The sequence below is a fragment of the Azospirillum melinis genome (assembly GCF_013340935.1).
Classification (GTDB): Bacteria; Pseudomonadota; Alphaproteobacteria; order Azospirillales; family Azospirillaceae; genus Azospirillum; species Azospirillum melinis.
This window is the reverse complement of the sequence record NZ_WHOS01000012.1, coordinates 1-17,458: the sequence shown is the minus strand read 5'-3', so window position 1 is coordinate 17,458 and position 17,458 is coordinate 1. Positions and strand designations below refer to the sequence as shown.

General features: G+C 66.9%; 14 protein-coding genes. 10 read left to right on the top strand and 4 right to left on the bottom strand.

Going from position 1 to position 17,458, the window contains the following annotated elements; all coding sequences use genetic code 11:
* Positions 1-119: 119 nt before the first annotated feature.
* Positions 120-1,175 (bottom strand): GMP reductase, encoded by a 1,056-nt coding sequence (locus GBZ48_RS11300; RefSeq protein WP_174471139.1) that lies wholly within the window; start codon positions 1,173-1,175, stop codon positions 120-122.
* A 155-nt stretch (positions 1,176-1,330) separates the two neighbouring features.
* On the bottom strand, positions 1,331-2,146 hold the full coding sequence (locus GBZ48_RS11295) for a DeoR family transcriptional regulator (RefSeq protein ID WP_174471138.1): 816 nt from the start codon (positions 2,144-2,146) through the stop codon (positions 1,331-1,333).
* Between the two features lie 388 nt (positions 2,147-2,534).
* Here GBZ48_RS11295 and GBZ48_RS11290 point away from each other — a divergent pair, with 388 nt between their 5' ends.
* The 9 genes from GBZ48_RS11290 (at position 2,535) to glpK (ending at position 14,419) form a co-directional block, all read left to right on the top strand.
* Positions 2,535-4,724 carry a methyl-accepting chemotaxis protein gene (locus GBZ48_RS11290; RefSeq protein WP_174471137.1) on the top strand — a complete coding sequence of 730 codons (2,190 nt, stop codon included), beginning with the start codon at positions 2,535-2,537 and terminating at the stop codon, positions 4,722-4,724.
* Positions 4,725-4,911: 187 nt separating this feature from the next.
* On the top strand, positions 4,912-6,483 hold the full coding sequence (gene glpD, locus GBZ48_RS11285) for a glycerol-3-phosphate dehydrogenase (protein ID WP_174471136.1): 1,572 nt from the start codon (positions 4,912-4,914) through the stop codon (positions 6,481-6,483).
* A complete protein-coding gene (locus tag GBZ48_RS11280; protein WP_174471135.1) occupies positions 6,480-7,583 on the top strand; it encodes an ATP-binding cassette domain-containing protein in 1,104 nt (367 codons plus the stop codon). The genes glpD and GBZ48_RS11280 overlap by 4 nt, the downstream gene beginning before the upstream one ends.
* Positions 7,584-7,596: 13 nt before the next feature.
* The gene (locus GBZ48_RS11275; protein ID WP_174471134.1) at positions 7,597-8,685 is read left to right on the top strand and encodes an ABC transporter ATP-binding protein; all 1,089 of its coding nucleotides are present in this window, start codon (positions 7,597-7,599) and stop codon (positions 8,683-8,685) included.
* Between the two features lie 13 nt (positions 8,686-8,698).
* The gene (locus tag GBZ48_RS11270) at positions 8,699-9,574 is read left to right on the top strand and encodes a carbohydrate ABC transporter permease (protein ID WP_174471133.1); all 876 of its coding nucleotides are present in this window, start codon (positions 8,699-8,701) and stop codon (positions 9,572-9,574) included.
* Positions 9,571-10,440 (top strand): carbohydrate ABC transporter permease, encoded by an 870-nt coding sequence (locus GBZ48_RS11265; protein ID WP_174471132.1) that lies wholly within the window; start codon positions 9,571-9,573, stop codon positions 10,438-10,440. The genes GBZ48_RS11270 and GBZ48_RS11265 overlap by 4 nt, the downstream gene beginning before the upstream one ends.
* A gap of 15 nt (positions 10,441-10,455) precedes the next feature.
* Entirely contained in the window at positions 10,456-10,734 is a 279-nt protein-coding gene (locus tag GBZ48_RS11260; RefSeq protein ID WP_246307135.1) for a DUF2160 domain-containing protein, read from the top strand.
* 131 nt (positions 10,735-10,865) lie between these two features.
* On the top strand, positions 10,866-12,641 hold the full coding sequence (locus GBZ48_RS11255; protein WP_246307134.1) for an ABC transporter substrate-binding protein: 1,776 nt from the start codon (positions 10,866-10,868) through the stop codon (positions 12,639-12,641).
* Positions 12,642-12,925: 284 nt separating this feature from the next.
* Complete coding sequence (gene glpK / locus GBZ48_RS11250) at positions 12,926-14,419, top strand: glycerol kinase GlpK (protein ID WP_174471130.1); 1,494 nt, start codon at positions 12,926-12,928, stop codon at positions 14,417-14,419.
* 191 nt (positions 14,420-14,610) lie between these two features.
* On the opposite strand, the gene GBZ48_RS11245 is transcribed toward glpK, so the two are convergent.
* Positions 14,611-16,236 (bottom strand): 3-(methylthio)propionyl-CoA ligase, encoded by a 1,626-nt coding sequence (locus tag GBZ48_RS11245; RefSeq protein WP_174471129.1) that lies wholly within the window; start codon positions 16,234-16,236, stop codon positions 14,611-14,613.
* Positions 16,221-16,712, bottom strand: a complete 492-nt coding sequence (locus GBZ48_RS11240) for a MerR family transcriptional regulator (protein ID WP_174471128.1) — start codon at positions 16,710-16,712, stop codon at positions 16,221-16,223. The genes GBZ48_RS11245 and GBZ48_RS11240 overlap by 16 nt, the downstream gene beginning before the upstream one ends.
* A gap of 155 nt (positions 16,713-16,867) precedes the next feature.
* Here GBZ48_RS11240 and GBZ48_RS11235 point away from each other — a divergent pair, with 155 nt between their 5' ends.
* Positions 16,868-17,332: a hypothetical protein gene (locus GBZ48_RS11235; protein ID WP_174471127.1), complete on the top strand. Its 465-nt coding sequence runs from the start codon at positions 16,868-16,870 to the stop codon at positions 17,330-17,332.
* Positions 17,333-17,458 lie beyond the last annotated feature (126 nt).

Sequence of the window (17,458 nt, the reverse complement as noted above, 5' to 3'; positions counted from 1 at the left end):
CAAAGATCCGATTCGCCGCTTACCCAAGCAGTAGAACGGAACGGGACCAAGAGACAAGAATCGGATGACGCGATTCCGACGGGGTGCCGCAGGACCCTGCCATGCGGTCGGGAGGCCGGTCAGCCGCCGAACACGGTGTTCAGCTGGGCGCCGACGCGGACGAAGGTGGTGCGTTTCGGCACTTCCTTCAGCCGGGTGGCGCCGATGTAGGTCATCATGCTGCGCACGCCGCCCATGATCTCCTGCATCGTGTTCTCCACCGGGCCGCGATAGGGGACCTCCACCGTCTTGCCTTCCGACGCGCGGTAGGAAGCGACGCCGCCGGAATATTTGTGCATCGCGGTGTCCGACGACATGCCGTAGAAGGTCATGGCGACCGGCACCCGGTTGCCGTCCCGGTCCTCGTAGCGGATCTCGCCCTCGCACTCGTCATGGCCGGCCAGCATGCCGCCGAGCATCACGAAGTCGGCGCCGGCGCCGTAGGCCTTGGAGATGTCGCCCGGCACAGTGCAGCCGCCGTCGCCGCAGACCTGCCCCTTCAGCCCGTGGGCGGCGTCGGCGCATTCGATGATGGCCGACAGCTGGGGATAGCCGACGCCGGTCATCTTGCGGGTGGTGCAGACCGAACCCGGCCCGATGCCGACCTTGACGATGTCGGCGCCGGCCAGCAGCAGCGCCTCCGTCATGTCGCCGGTGACGACGTTGCCGGCCATGATGACGGCGTCCGGATTCTCCTCGCGCAGGCGGGAGATCACCTCGACGAAGCGCTCGGTGTAGCCGTTGGCGACGTCCAGGCAGATCTTCCCCACCGGCGCCTTGGCCTTCACCGCCAGGAACTTGTCGTGGTCGGCCTCGGCGATGCCCATCGAATAGAAGACGTTGGACAGGGTGGCCGATTCAGCCTCGGCCCGGAAGAAGTCAGCCAACTCGTCCGCCTTGTAATGCTTGTGCAGGGCGGTCATCGCGCCGAAGCGCGACAGCGCGCGGGCCATGCCCATGCTGCCGGTGACGTCCATGTTGGCGGCGATCAGCGGGAAGCCTGTCCAGTCGCGCTGGGTGTGCAGGAAGGTGAAGGTCCGGTTGACATCCACGTCGTTGCGGCTCTGCAGCGTGCTGCGTTTCGGTCGGATCAGCACATCCTTGAAGTCGAGCTTGAGGTCGCTTTCGATGATCACCGCACACCTACTCATCTCTGTTCGGTGGGCCAACCGCTTTTCATCAGGCCCAACACCACAGAGTGGAGGCGATGACGCGGTTCGGCAAGCGGCGTCGGGGCTGCGGTGAGGGGTGCCGCGTTTGAAGCTGTTTCGCTGAAACGAGGGGTATCCGCCTACTCCTCCGCCTCCTCCCCGTCGCTGTTGGCCGCGTCGCTGCCGTCGGCGACATGCACCTGGCAGTCGGCGTTGCTCAGCACCTCCATCAGTTCGGCGGGCGGCAGGCGGTCGGTGAACAGCGCGTCGAGCACGCGGACGTCGGCCATGCGGATCATGGCGTTGCGGCCGAACTTGGTGTGGTCGGTGACCAGGAAGACCCGGCGTGAGCTTTCGATGATGGCGCGGGCGACGCGGACCTCCTGCTCGTCGTAATCCAGCAGGTCGCCCTCGGAATCGATGCCGCTGATGCCGATGATGCCGATGTCCACCTTGTAGCGGCGGATGAACTCCACCGTCGCCTCGCCGATGATGCCGCCGTCGCGCTCGCGCACGAGGCCGCCGGCGATGGACAGGGCGAAGTTCGTGTTCTTGTGCAGGATGGTGGCGACGTTCAGGTTGTTGGTCAGCACCCGCAGCCGCTTGTGGCCGAGCAGGGCCTGGGCCACCGCCTCTGTCGTCGTGCCGATGTTGAGGAACAGCGAGGCATCCTCCGGCACGTGGCGGGCCACCAGTTCGGCGATGCGGCGCTTTTCCTCCGCCATCAGGGTCTGGCGGGTGGAATAGGCGATGTTTTCCACGCTGGACGGCACGGTGACGCCGCCGCGGAAGCGCCGCACGGCCGACTGGCCGGCCAGATGCTCGATGTCGCGGCGGATGGTCTGCGGCGTGACGTCGAAATGTTCGGCCAGCCACTGGATCTGCACCATGCCCCTGGCATGGACCAGGGCCACGATTTCCTGCTGGCGGCGTTCGGCGTCCAGGCGCGCATCCATCGGTGGGCTGTCTCCGGTCTCGAAAGGGTCGTGAGTGAATCAGATGCGCGCGATGGGTCAAAGCGAAAACCGCCGGCCCCGTCGGCGTTCATCCCGGCCTCGTTCCCAACTTCATTCCAGGCGGGCCGGGCGAGTCCGGCACCCGGCAAGACCTACGGCCCCGTACGGTTGATATGTACGCCCGATATTGTTCGTAGCACAAGCATGTTTCTTTACGAAAATGAACGCGCATGTTATGACAATATCCACGCGGTTCCGATGTCTGCCCGATGGCGTCAGCCCGATCAGGGTTTGCCGCGACTGACGGTGGTCACCACCATCCTTCAAACTTGTCGTGATGTTCAACGATCCGTCTTGCCGACATAAAGATAACGTATAGGAGAGGGATATGACGCAACTGACGCCAGCCGGGGGGCGGCGAAGTGTTCGGCTCGGCATTCAGGGGCGGCTGTTTCTGGCCTTCGGCGGGGTGGCGATGCTCGCCGCCTTCGCCAGCGTGATGGCATGGTGGTCGCTGACCGAGACCGGGCGCTCGATGGGCGAGATCGGCCGCAGCAGCGTGCCGGCCATCGTCCGCTCGCTCACTCTGGCGAAGGACAGCACGGCGATCGCCGCCGACGCGCCTGCGGTGGCGGCCTCGCGCGATGCGGCGGAACTGACGGAGCGGATGGACGGCCTGACCAAGCGGCTGGCGGGCCTGCGCGACCGCATCGGGGCGATGCGGAGCCAGGCCGGCGGAGGAAGTGGCGGGGGAACCGGCGGCATGGCCGCGGATGCGGACGCGGTCGCCAAGCTGCTGGAGCGCATGGGGGCGGCCCTCGACACGCTGGGCAAGCGCACCGCCGAACGGCTGGCGCTGGAGGAGAAGCTCAACACGCTGGTCGCCGACGCGGTGATGGCCCACGAGGATTTCACCGATCTGGTGGCGCCCTTGCTGGAGGTGTCGACCCTGTCGGTCAACAATGTGGTGGGCGATCTGGCCGCCGCGCAGGCGGTCGAAACCGCAACCGGGCTGGGCCGCCGGCTGGCGCAGGAGGAACTGCCGGTCATCACCCAGCTGATGAACGTGCAGGCCAACGGCAACCTTGCCTTCGGCATGATCGCCGCCGCCTCCAGCGTGCCGCATGGGGCGACGCTGAACAACATCCGGTCGAAGTACAATTGGGCGCTGCTGCGCGTCGACAACGCCATTGGCGCCCTGCCGAAGGACAGCCCGGACCGGCCGTCGCTGGTCAAGGCGCGCGATGGGCTCGCCGCTTTCGGCGGTGGCGCCGGCAGCGTCTTCCGCCTGCGCGACGAGCAGGCGCGCATCACCGCCGACATCGAAAGCGCGCTGGCCGAGACGGTGCGGCTGACCACCGACCTGAACGGCACCATCGATGCGGTGGTCGCGCACCAGCAGGAGCGCACCGATGCCGATGTGACGCGGACCGAAACGGCGATTTCCGGAGCGGTCGCGATCCAGGGCAGCGCCGCGGCGGTCGTGGTGCTGTCGAGCCTGCTGATCGCCTGGTTCTATGTCCGCAACCGGCTGACCCGGCGGCTGATGCGGGTGATCGACGCCATGCGCGCCGTGGCCGGCGGCGATCTGGCTGCCGACGCCGCGGTCGGCGGGCGCGACGAGATCGCCGAGATGGCGGGGATCGTCGGCGTCTTCCGTGACAAGAGCGCCGAGATCGCCCGCCTGCAGGAGGAGCAGGACGCGATGAAGCAGGCGGCCGATGCCGAGCGGTCGCGCACCATCCAGTCCATCACCGCGAGCATCGAGGCCAGCGTGAAGGAGGCGTCACGCCACATCAGCGCCGCATCCGCCGACATGCGCGAAGCGTCGGAGGGAATGTCTTCCACCGCCGAGCAGACCTGCCGCCGGATGACCGACGTGCGGTCGGCGGTCGCCGACACCGCGACCAACGTGCAGACGGTGGCCGCCACCGCCAGCCAGCTTTCCGCCTCCATCGGCGAGATCACGCGGCGGGTCGGCGATTCCAGCCAGATCGCCCGCAGTGCGGTGGAGGAGGCGCGCAGCACCAACGACCTGATGGTGGAACTCGCTGCCGCCGCCCAGAAGATCGGCGACGTGGTCGGCATGATCAACGCCATCGCCGGCCAGACCAACCTGCTGGCGCTGAACGCCACCATCGAGGCGGCACGGGCGGGGGAGGCCGGGCGCGGCTTCGCCGTGGTGGCGGAGGAGGTGCGCAGCCTCGCCGGCCAGACCGCCAAGGCGACGGAGGAGATCGCCCAGCAGGTCCAGGCGGTGCGCACGACGGCGCAGGGAGCGGTGTCGGCCATCGACGACATCGGCCGCACGATCAGCCGCATCGACGAGATCACCGCCATGGTCGCCGCCGCGGTGGAGGAGCAGTCCGCCGCCACCGACGAGATCGCGCGCAGCATCAACCACGCTTCCGACGCGGTGCAGAGCATCGCCGACACGGTGGTGTCGGTGGACGATGCGGTAAACCGCACCGGCAGCGCCGCCGCCCAGGTGGTGGACGCCACCCGCGCGCTTTCGCAACGGTCCGAAAGCCTGAGCGAGGATATCGACCGCCTGCTAGGCCGCATCCGCGCGGCGTGAGCCGGGTGCGGGGAGGGGAGCCGGATCAGCCTTATTTCCGATAGGAAAGATGCCCGATCCGGCGTAGCCTCAAAAACATGGTCCGCTGAACAAACATTTTCCTTTTCAAACGCGAACGAACATTCTATGTTCCGAAACGAAAGCGGCCGGGTTCGAGAAGGAACCGCCGCGGTACGGAGAGGAACCCATGGCAAACGAGTCCGCGGTTACCGACCTACTGATCGTCGGCGGCGGCGTGAACGGGGCGGGCATCGCCCGCGACGCGGTCGGGCGCGGGATGTCGGTGGTGCTGTGCGAACAGGGCGACCTTGCGGGCGCCACCTCGTCGGCCAGCACCAAGCTGATTCACGGCGGCCTGCGCTATCTCGAATATTACGAATTCCGTCTGGTGCGCGAAGCGCTGCAAGAGCGCGAGGTGCTGCTGCGCGCCGCGCCGCACATCATCTGGCCGCTGCGCTTCGTGCTGCCGCACGACAGCAGCATGCGCCCGGCCTGGATGGTCCGCATCGGCCTGTTCCTTTACGATCACCTTGGAAAGCGCAAGCTGCTGCCGGGCTCGCACGGCGTCGACCTGACCAGTGCGCCGGCGGGCAAGCCGCTGGCGGGCGGATTCACCAAGGCGTTCGAATATTCAGACTGCTGGGTCGAGGACAGCCGGCTGGTCGTGCTGAACGCGATGGACGCCAAGGCCCGCGGGGCGGAGATCCTGACCCGCACCCGCTGCGAGAAGGCCGAGCGCAAGGGCGGCCTGTGGGAAGCGACGCTGGTCGACACCCACACCGGCGCCACCCGCACCGTCCGCGCCCGCGCGCTGGTCAATGCCGCCGGGCCCTGGGTGCGCGAAATGATCGCCAAGCGCACCGGCGTCACCGTCGACAAGTCGGTCCGTCTGGTCAAGGGCAGCCACATCGTCGTGCCGAAGATGTTCGACGGCGACCATGCCTACATCTTCCAGAACGACGACCGCCGCATCGTCTTCGCCATCCCGTACGAGCGCGAATTCACCCTGATCGGCACCACCGACCTCGATTATTCGGGCGATCCCGGCGCGGTGGCGATCTCCCCTGAGGAAATCGCCTACATGTGCCGGGCGGTGTCGCGCTACTTCGCCAAGCCGGTGCGCGAAAGCGACGTGGTGTGGACCTACAGCGGCGTCCGGCCGCTGTTCGACGATGCCAGCGGCAACGCCTCGGCCGTCACCCGCGACTATGTGCTGGAGATGGACGAGCCGGCCGGCGACGCGCCGATGCTGTCGATCTTCGGCGGCAAGATCACCACTTTCCGCCGGCTGGCGGAGGAGGCGACGGAAAAGCTGGGCAAGGCGCTGGGCAAGGGCGGCATCACCTGGACCGCCGACGTGGCGCTTCCCGGCGGCGACATCGCCAACGCGGATTTCGCCGGCTTCCTGGCAGGCCTGAAGCGCAGCCGGCCCTGGCTGCCCGATGCGCTGGCCCTGCGGCTGGCCCGCGCTTACGGCACGCGGGTCGAGCGGCTGCTGGGCGACGCCAAGGGGCTGGCCGATCTGGGCATCGATTTCGGGGGCGGCGTTTACGAGGCCGAACTCGACTATGCCGCGCGGGAGGAGTTTGCCATGACCGGCGACGACTTCCTGTGGCGGCGCTCCAAACTTGGGCTGCACCTGGACGCGAATGTCCGGGAGGCCATCGGCGGCTGGTTCGACCGGCGCCGCGAAGCAACGGCCAACAGGGGTACGGGCGGCGATACCGCCACCCTGCGGTCGATGGGAGGAATGCGGTGACACTCACACTGGAAGGCGTGGCAAAGCGCGTCGGCGCCGAGCAGCATCTCCACCCGTTGTCGCTGGAGCTGCAACCCGGCAGCTTCAACGTGCTGCTGGGGCGGACGCTGGCCGGCAAGACGACGCTGATGCGGCTGATGGCCGGGCTGGATGCGCCCAGTGCCGGGCGGGTGCTGGAAAATGGCAAGGACGTGACCGGCACATCGGTGCGCCATCGCGACGTGGCGATGGTCTATCAGCAGTTCATCAATTATCCGGCGATGACGGTCTTCGAGAACATCGCCTCGCCGCTGCGCCGCCAGGGCAAGGACAAGGCGGAGATCGACGCCAAGGTGCGGCGCACCGCCGCCATGCTGCGGATCACCCCCTATCTCGACCGGTTGCCGGCCGAGCTGTCGGGCGGCCAGCAGCAGCGCTGCGCCATCGCCCGCGCGCTGGTGAAGGGTGCCGGCCTGCTTCTGCTCGACGAGCCGCTGGTCAACCTCGACTACAAGCTGCGCGAGGAGCTGCGCGCCGAACTGCGCGAGATCTTCGCCGACGGCAAGACCACCGTCGTCTACGCGACCACCGAACCGCAGGAGGCGCTGATCCTCGGCGGCAACGTGACGGTGCTGCACGAGGGGCGGATGTTGCAGACCGGGGCGACCGGCGAGGTGTTCCACACGCCGGCCTCGCTGGAGTGCGCACAGGTGTTCAGCGACCCGCCGATGAATGTGGTGGACGCGATCCTGACCAACGACCGCGTGGCGCTGTCGGACGGCACCAGCCTGCCGCTGTCCGCCCATGACCGCAACCTGCCGGCCGGTCCCTGCAAGGTCGGCATCCGCGCCAACCACCTGACGGTCTTGCGGCGGAGCGAGCGGCTGGTGCCGGTCAAGGGCGAGGTCGCCCTGTCGGAGATCAGCGGGTCGGAGACCTTCGTCCATCTGCGCCACGGCGACAGCACGCTGATCGCGCGCGAGGAGGGGGTGCACAGCCACCCGATCGGCAGCGACATCCAGGTCTATGCCGATCCCGACCGCATCTTCGTCTTCTCCACCGTGGGCAAGCTGGTGGCGGCACCCAACTGGCGGCGCGGCGCGCTGCGCAACATCGCTTAAGGGGGCGGGAGCGATGGCGACCATCCAATTCGACAATCTCGGCCACTCCTATCACCCGCACCCCAGCAAGCCTGAGGACTACGCGCTCCGCCGCCTGTCGCAGGAGTGGGAGGACGGCAAGGCCTATGCGCTGCTGGGGCCTTCGGGCTGCGGCAAGTCCACGCTGCTGAACATCATCTCCGGCCTGCTGGTGCCCAGCGAGGGGCGGGTGCTGTTCGACGGGCTGGACGTGACCCGCTGCACCCCGGAAGAGCGCAACATCGCCCAGGTGTTCCAGTTCCCGGTCATCTACGACACCATGACGGTGTACGAGAACCTCGCCTTTCCGCTCCGCAACCGCAAGGTTCCGGCGGCCGACGTCGACCGCCGCGTGCGGCAGGTGGCCGAGGCGCTGGACCTGACCGCCGATCTGAAGAAGCGCGCCCAGCGGCTGACGCCGGACGCCAAGCAGAAGATTTCCATGGGCCGCGGTCTGGTGCGGTCGGACGTGGCGGCCATCCTGTTCGACGAGCCGCTGACCGTCATCGACCCGCACACCAAATGGATCCTGCGCCGCAAGCTGCGCCAGATCCATGAGGAATACCGCCTGACCATGATCTACGTGACCCACGACCAGGTGGAGGCGCTGACCTTCGCCGACAAGGTCGCGGTGATGTACGAAGGCGCCATGGTCCAGCTCGGCACCCCGCAGGAGCTGTTCGAGAACCCAGAGCACACCTTCGTCGGCTATTTCATCGGCAGCCCCGGCATCAATCTGATGCCCTGCACGCTGGGCAATGACCACGCGCTGGTCGACGGCATCGCCATCCCGCTGCCCGACCGCGCCATGTCTTCAGCCGGCGGCCGGGTGGGCGGCAAGTTCGAGCTGGGCATCCGGCCGGAATTCCTGGAGCTGACCCGCAGCGGCAATGCCGGCGCCATTCCGGTGCAGGTCACCGGTGTCGACGATCTCGGCACCTCCAAGCTGGCGACCGTGCGGTTGAACAGCCACACATTGAAGGTTCGGTTGAGCGAAGAGCAGGAAATCCCGGCTCTCGACGCCGCCATCCGTTTTCCCACCCGGTGGACCAAGCTCTACCGCGACAGCCATCTGGTCGGTTAAGGAGCCATGAGCCATGGATAAGGTCCAGGACAACCGGGCTTGGTTCCTGATCATCCCGGTCTTTCTGATCGTCGCCTTCAGCGCCGTGGTGCCGCTGATGACGGTGGTCAACTACTCGGTGCAGGAGATCTTCGGCCCCGGCCAGACGTTCTTCGTCGGCACCGAATGGTTCGAGGCGGTGCTGAAGGACGAGCGGCTGCACGATGCGCTGGTCCGCCAGATCATCTATTCGCTGGCGGTGCTGGCCATCGAGATTCCCTTGGGCATCCTGATCGCTCTCGGCATGCCCGGCGGTCGCAGCGCTAAGACGTCGCTGACGCTGGTGCTGCTGGCCCTGCCGCTGCTGATCCCGTTCAACGTGGTCGGCACGATCTGGCAGATCTTCGGCCGCGGCGACATCGGCCTCCTGGGCGCCACCTTCCGCGCCATCGGCATCGACTACAACTACACCAACAATTCGGCCCATGCCTGGGTGACGGTGCTGGTGATGGATGTCTGGCACTGGACCAGCCTCGTGGCGCTGCTGTGCTACGCCGGCCTCCAGTCGATCCCGCCGGCCTTCTATCAGGCGGCCAAGATCGACGGCGCCTCGAAATGGGCGGTGTTCCGCTACATCCAGCTGCCGAAGATGCGCGGCGTCCTGATCATTGCGGTGCTGCTGCGCTTCATGGACAGCTTCATGATCTACACCGAGCCGTTCGTGCTGACCGGCGGCGGTCCCGGCAACTCCACCACCTTCCTCAGCCAGTATCTGACGCAGATGGCGGTGGGTCAGTTCGACATCGGCAAGGCCGCGGCCTTCTCCATCGTCTACTTCCTGATCGTGCTGCTGTTCAGCTTCATCTTCTACACCATCATCACCCGCACCGGCGAGGGAGAGAAGAAATGAGCAAGGCTGCGGTTCTCGCTCCCGGTTCGCTGGCGGCCCCGGCAAACATCCGCCGCTCCTCCGCGCGGGTATCCAACAGGACCATCGTTCTGGTCTGCTACATCGTCTTCCTCATGCTGCCCATCTACTGGATGGTCAACATGTCCTTCAAGACGAACGAGGAGATTTTGTCGGGCCTGACACTGTACCCGCACAATCCGACGCTGCGCAACTACGCCATCATCTTCACCGATCCCAGCTGGTACAGCGGCTACATCAACTCGATCTATTATGTGACGCTGAACACCATCATCTCGCTGACGGTGGCGCTGCCGGCGGCCTACGCCTTCTCGCGCTACCGCTTCATCGGTGACAAGCATGTCTTCTTCTGGCTGCTGACCAACAAGATGGCGCCGCCGGCCGTGTTCCTGCTGCCCTTCTTCCAGCTCTACCAGACGGTCGGGCTGTTCGACACGCACATCGCCGTCGCTCTGGCCCACTGCCTGTTCAACGTGCCGCTGGCGGTCTGGATCCTTGAAGGCTTCATGTCGGGCGTGCCGCGCGAGATCGACGAGATGGCCTACATCGATGGCTACAGCTTCCCGCGCTTCTTCGGCACGGTGTTCCTGCCGATGATCCGGGCCGGCGTCGGCGTCACCGCCTTCTTCTGCTTCATGTTCAGCTGGGTCGAGCTGCTGCTGGCCCGCACGCTGACCTCGGTCGACGCCAAGCCGATCGCCGCCACCATGACCCGCACCGTCAGCGCATCGGGCATGGACTGGGGCCTGCTGGCCGCCGCCGGCGTGCTGACCATCCTGCCGGGCGCGCTCGTGATCTGGTTCGTCCGCAACTACATCGCCAAGGGCTTCGCCCTGGGCCGGGTCTGAGGGAGGCCCCGCGTCATGGATATGGACTGGATGGCGTGGACCGCGCCGACCGCGATCTTCTTCCTGTGCATCGCCCTGATGCTGGCCGGCATGACGGTCTGGGAGGTGGTGTCGCCGACGGTGGAGGCCAAGGGCTTCCTGCCGATGCGCACCACCCGCGGCGACCGCCTGTTCATCGGCCTGCTCGGCAGCGCCTTCATCCATCTGGGCTGGCTCGCCGCGACCGACGCGTCGCTGTGGGGCGCCTCCGCGGTCTCGCTGGTGTGGATCGCCCTGGTCATCCGCTTCGGCTGAGGAAAAGACAGAGTTTCCAAGGGATCCGTTCCCCGCGGGGCTGCGGGGATGACGGGAAGAGCGGTGGTTTCCGCTGGTAAGAGCAATACGAAACGTCAACCCGACACCAAGTCGATCAAATGGGAGGAAGCATGCTTCAGCAACAGACTTCGCGTCATTCTCTGCGGCGCCGCCTGACCGGGGCCGTGATGGCCGGTGGCATCGGCGTCCTGCTGGCGATGGCGTCGGCCGGCCCGTCCGCCGCCATGACGCCGGACCAGGAAGCCGTCGCCAAGCGCATCATCGAGGAACTCCAGCCCTCCACGCTGTCCAAGGACGAGCAGATGAAGGAACTGGAGTGGTTCGTAAAGGCCGCCGAGCCCTACAAGGGGATGGAGATCAACGTCGTCTCGGAGACGCTGACGACGCACGAGTTCGAATCGAAGACGCTGGCCAAGCTGTTCAGCGACCTGACCGGGATCAAGCTGAAGCACGACCTGATCCAGGAAGGCGACGTCATCGAGAAGCTGCAGACGCAGATGCAGTCGGGCCGCAACGTCTATGACGCCTACGTCAACGACAGCGACCTGATCGGCACCCATGTCCGCTACGGCCAGGCCATCGCGCTGTCCGATTTCATGAGTGGCGAGGGCAAGGACGTCACCCTGCCGACGCTGGACGTCAAGGACTTCATCGGCACCAGCTTCACCACCGGTCCGGACGGCAAGCTCTACCAGCTGCCCGACCAGCAGTTCGCCAACCTCTATTGGTTCCGCGCCGACTGGTTCGCCCGTCCCGACCTGAAGGAGAAGTTCAAGGCCAAGTACGGCTACGACCTGGGCGTCCCGCTCGACTGGTCGGCCTACGAGGACATCGCCGAATTCTTCACCAACGACGTGAAGGAGATCGACGGCGTCCGCGTCTACGGCCACATGGACTACGGCAAGAAGGACCCGTCGCTCGGCTGGCGCTTCACCGACGCGTGGCTGTCGATGGCCGGCGCCGGCGACAAGGGCCTGCCGAACGGCAAGCCGGTGGACGAGTGGGGCATCCGCGTCGAGGGCTGCCGCCCGGCCGGCGCCTCGGTCGCCCGCGGCGGCGACACCAACGGTCCGGCCGCTGTCTATTCTCTGAACAAGTACATCGACTGGCTGAAGAAGTACGCGCCACCGGAAGCCGCCGGCATGACCTTCTCCGAAGCCGGCCCGGTGCCCGCCCAGGGTGCGGTCGCCCAGCAGATCTTCTGGTACACCGCCTTCACCGCCGACATGACCAAGCCGGGCCTGCCGGTGGTCAACGCCGACGGCACGCCGAAGTGGCGCATGGCCCCCTCGCCGCACGGGCCCTACTGGGAACAGGGCATGAAGCTCGGCTACCAGGACGTGGGGTCGTGGACGCTGCTGAAGTCCACCCCGGCTGAGCGTCGCAAGGCCGCGTGGCTCTACGCCCAGTTCACCGTGTCGAAGACCGCGTCGCTCAAGAAGACGCTGGTCGGCCTGACGCCGATCCGCGAGAGCGACATCAAGTCGGAGCCGATGACCCAGGTGGCGCCGAAGCTGGGTGGTCTGGTCGAGTTCTACCGCAGCCCGGCCCGCGTCGCCTGGACGCCGACCGGCACCAACGTGCCGGACTATCCGAAGCTGGCCCCGCTGTGGTGGCAGAACATCGCCGAAGCCGTGACGGGTGAGCGCACCTCGCAGCAGGCGATGGACAATCTGGCCGAGCAGATGGAGCAGGTGCTGGCCCGCATGGAGCGTGCCAACATCGGCGGCGAGTGCGCACCCAAGCTGAACCCGAAGAAGGATCCGAAGGAGTGGTTCGCCGCCCCCGGCGCTCCGAGGGCCAAGCTCGACAACGAGAAGCCCAAGGGCCAGACCATCGCCTATGACGACCTGCTGAAGGCGTGGAAAGAAGGCCGCGCCCAGTAACGGGCTGGCAAGACGGTTCTCCTCCTGGCGCTTCGTCCTGGTTGGGCCAGGGGTAAACTGTGGGGCGGCGGCATGCTGCCGCCCCACTCTTGTTTTCTGAAGGTTCCCTCTCCCGTCCCGGGAGAGGGAAGGGGCCCAAGCAAAGCTTGGGAAGGGTGAGGGGCAATCCACGGATCGGGATTCATGTCCGGATCACCCCTCACCCTCCCGCCTTCGGCGGGTCCCTCCCTCTCCCGGGGCGGGAGAGGGTATTAAAGTCCAAGAATTCACGAGGGAACGCTTCCATGAGCAAGGCCGGCCACATCCTCGCCATCGACCAGGGCACCACCTCGTCGCGGGCGATCCTGTTCGACGGCCGGGGGACGCCGCTGGCCGAAGCACGCCGCGAGTTCCCCCAGCATTACCCCGGCGACGGCTGGGTCGAGCATGATCCCGCCGATATCCTGCGCGACGTGCGCACCGTGGCGCGCGAAGCGGTGGAGAAGTCCGGGATCGATGCGTCCGCCATCGCCGCCATCGGGATCACCAACCAGCGCGAAACCGCCGTCGTGTGGGACCGCGCGACCGGCGAGCCGATCCACCGCGCCATCGTCTGGCAGGACCGCCGCACCGCCGCGCTCTGCCACGATCTGGTGGCGGCGGGCAATGCCGAGCTGGTGCGCTCCAAGACCGGCCTGCTGATCGACGCCTATTTCTCCGCCACCAAGATCGCCTGGATCCTCGACCATGTGCCGGGTGCCCGTGCGCGGGCCGAGCGGGGCGAGCTGTGCTTCGGCACCATCGACAGTTTCCTGATCTATCACCTGACCGGCCGGCAGGTGCATGCGACCGACGCGACCAACGCCTCGCGCACCATGCTGTTCGACATCCATGCCCAGGACTGGGACGACGAATTGCTGAGGCTGTTCCGGGTGCCGCGCGCCATGCTGCCGCGGGTGCTCGACAGCTCCGACGATTTCGGCGCCACCGAGCCGGACCTGCTCGGCCGGCCGATCCCCATCGCGGGCGTTGCGGGCGACCAGCAGGCGGCGGCCTTCGGGCAGGCCTGCCTGACGCCGGGCATGGCGAAATCGACCTACGGCACCGGCTGCTTCGCGCTGATCAACACCGGGGAGACGCCGGTGGTGTCGAAGAACCGGCTGCTGACCACCGTCGCCTATCGGCTGAACGGCAAGACCGCTTACGCGCAGGAAGGCTCGATCTTCGTGGCCGGCGCCGCGATCAAATGGCTGCGCGATGGCATCGGCATCATCACCCATGCCAGCCAGACCGACGACATGGCGACCCGCGTGCCCGACAGCCACGGCGTCTATTTCGTCCCGGCCTTCGTGGGCTTGGGTGCTCCGCATTGGGACTCGGCCGCCCGTGCCGCGATCTTCGGCATGACTCTGGATGTCGGCCCGGCCCACATCGCCCGTGCGGCGCTGGAGGCGGTGGCCTTCCAGACCCGTGACCTGATGGAGGCGATGGCCGGCGACTGGGGCGGCACCATCAACGCGCTGCGCATCGACGGCGGCATGGCGGCCAACGACTGGCTCTGCCAGTTCCTGGCCGACCTGCTGAACATGCCGGTCGAGCGCCCGAAGGTGATCGAGACCACGGCGCTGGGGGCCGCCTGCCTTGCCGCGCTGAAGGTCGGCGTGTTCGATGGGCTGGAGTCGGTGTCCGACGCCTGGCGCAGCGAGCGCCGCTTCGAGCCGCGCATGGATCAGGGCAAGCGCGACCGCCTCTATGGCGGCTGGCGCGACGCCGTGGCGCGGGTGCGGTCGGAGCGTTGACGGCTCCGGTGGCGGAGATTTGCAGAGACTCTGGCGCAGACGGGCAAGTGGCCCGGATCGGCTGCCGGTAATCTGACCTTGGTTGCGCGCTCCTCCCTCGGGTGCGTCGTCCTCGCCGGTTCAGCGGGGACACTGGGCCGGACGGTCGATACCGTCCGGCCCGTTTCTTTTCCGGCCCGATTCTTCTCCGGTCATACCCCTTCGCGGTCGGCCAGCATGTGGCGGATCTCGCTCTTCAGCAGCTTGCCGGTGGCGGTGTGGGGCAGGCTGTCGACGAAGCGGACATCGTCGGGGATGCACCATTTCGCCACCTTGCCGTCGAAGACCGCCAGCAGCTCCTCTCGCGTCACGGCGGAATCCGGCTTGCGGACGACGACCAGCATCGGGCGCTCGCCCCACTTTTCGTCGGGCACGGCGACGGCGGCGGCTTCCTGGACGCCGGGATGGCCGACGGCGATGTTCTCCAGGTCGATGGAGCTGATCCACTCGCCGCCCGACTTGATGACGTCCTTGGTGCGGTCGACGATCTGGACATAGCCGTCGGCGTCCATCGTCACCACGTCGCCGGTCTCGAACCAGCCCGGCACCGTCTGGTGGGCCGGGCTTTCCGTCACGCCGAAATAGCCGGAGCAGACGGTCGGGCCGCGCACCAGCAGCCGTCCGAAGCTGGTGCCGTCGCGTGCCACGTCAACGCCGGAGCCGTCGACAACGCGGAACTGCACGCCGCAGATCGGCCGCCCCTGCTTGGAGGCGAGTGCCAGGGCGGCCTCGGCATCCTGTCCGCGATGCTTGCCCTTCGGCGTGTTGGCAAGACCGAGCGGGCTGGTCTCCGTCATGCCCCAGGCATGCAGGACCTCGACCCCCATCTCCTGGAAGCGCTGGATCATGACCGGCGGGCAGGCGGAGCCGCCGATGGCGATGCGGCGCATGGTGGTCAGTTTCTTTTTGTTGGCGTCCAGCCAGTTCAGCAGCGCCAGCCAGACGGTCGGCACGCCGGCGCTGTTGGTGACCTTCTCGGCCTCGAACAGCTCATAGAGGCTGGCGCCGTCCAGCTTGCCGCCGGGGAAGACCAGCTTGGCGCCGACCATCGGCGCGGCGTAGGGCACGCCCCAGGCATTGACGTGGAACATCGGCACCACCGGCAGCACCACGTCCGACGCCGACAGGCCGAACACGTCCGGCACGCAGGCGGCGATGGCATGCAGGTAGGAGGAGCGGTGGCTGTACAGCACGCCCTTCGGGTTTCCGGTGGTGCCGGAGGTGTAGCACATGCCGCAGGCGGTGTTCTCGTCCAGCTCCGGCCAGTCGAAGCCGTCGGGCTGGTCCGCCAGCAGATCCTCGTAGCACAGCAGGTTGGGCAGGCTGGAATCCTGCATGTTGGCGCGGTCGGTCATCACGACGATGGCCTTCAGCCCGGTCAGCTCGTGGGCGATGCCCTCCAGCAGCGGCAGGAAGGTCAGGTCGGTGAACAGCAGCCGGTCTTCGGCGTGGTTGACGATGTAGGCGATCTGTTCCGGGAACAGGCGCGGGTTGATGGTGTGGCAGACCATGCCCGAGCCGCCGATGCCATAATAGCATTCCAGATGGCGGTAGCCGTTCCACGCCAGCGTGCCGATGCGATCGCCCGGCTTCATCCCCAGCGCCGCCAGCGCGTTCGCCAGCTTCTGGGCGCGGACCCAGGCGTCGGCATAGGTGTAGCGGTGGATCGGCCCCTCGGTGGTGCGCGACACGATCTCGGTGTCGGCATGGTAGAGCGCTGCGTGACGCAGGATCGACGTCACCAGCAGGGGGCCATTCATCATCATTCCGCGCAGCATCGTTTCACTCCCGGTTCGGTCGCTTCTGGTTTTGGGCAGTTTGGTTTTGGGCAGTTTGGTTTTGGATCGTCTGGTGGTGGGGCATCGTCATGCATGCAGGCGGTGAGCCGCCGTTCGGCGTCGGCCTCCATCGCCTTCAGCTCAAGGATCACATCGCTGATTTCGGAGCGCATCCGCTCAAGCTCAACGAGGCGGGCACGGATTTTGCGCAGCCCGTCGCGGTATTGTCCGGCGCTGGGCCGGCCGGAGCGATAGTGTGCGAGATATTCGGCGATCTGTTCCAGCGAGAAGCCGACCCGGCGGAACTTCAGGATCATCATCAGCCGCGCGCGGTCGCGGTAGGTGAACACCCGCCGCCCTCCGGCGCGTTGCGGCGCCAGCAGTCCCTTTTCCTCGTAATAGCGCAGCGCCTGCGGCGTGAGGTCGAACTCCGCCGCCAACTCCGTCACACCATACACCCGGTCCCGTTCGGCCATGGACAATCCCCTGTGCCGACGATTTCGCCACGGGTGCCAGGGGGAAGTCAACGTCAATGAGCTAAAGCAGGCTTTATGCTGCAGCCATCCGTTCTTTCGCTTGCCGCGACCTTTGGGTTGCGGACGGCCCGGTGCGACTGTGGCAGAGATTTCACATGACAAGCCGCAGCGGCCGGTGCTTCCTGCGCTCGGATTTCGGCATGCAGGCGGACGGGACGCGGGGGAGTGGGGTGACGGGGAGGACCAGCTTTTTGCGCCGCCTGATCGGCGAGCCGTGGGACCTTGCCGCGGCGTTGGGACTGCTGGCCCTGCCGGTGCTGGTCGCCGTCACCTTCCGGCAGTACGGCATCTCCAACGACGAAGAGGTGCAGCATGTCTATGGCGCCAAGCTGATCGACTGGTACCGCAGCGGCTTTGGCGACGATTCAGCCTTCGCCTACAAGAACCTCTATCTCTATGGCGGGCTGTTCGACATGGCGGCGGTGGCGTTGGCGCCGCTGTTGCCCTTCGACCCGTACGAGACACGGCACCTGCTCTGCGCCCTGATCGGGGTGGCGGGGGGAGGTGGCGGGGGGTGTGACGCGCGGTGCCGAGTCCACCGGGAGCCTGACAATCTGTAGGGCGATGGCGATCACCAGCGCGATCAGCAGCATGAAGGCCAGCCGCAGGGCATCGACCGGCATGCCCTCCACCCGCGCCAGATCCTCGTCCACCGTCACCGCCAGCAGCCGGCGCCACAGCAGCGC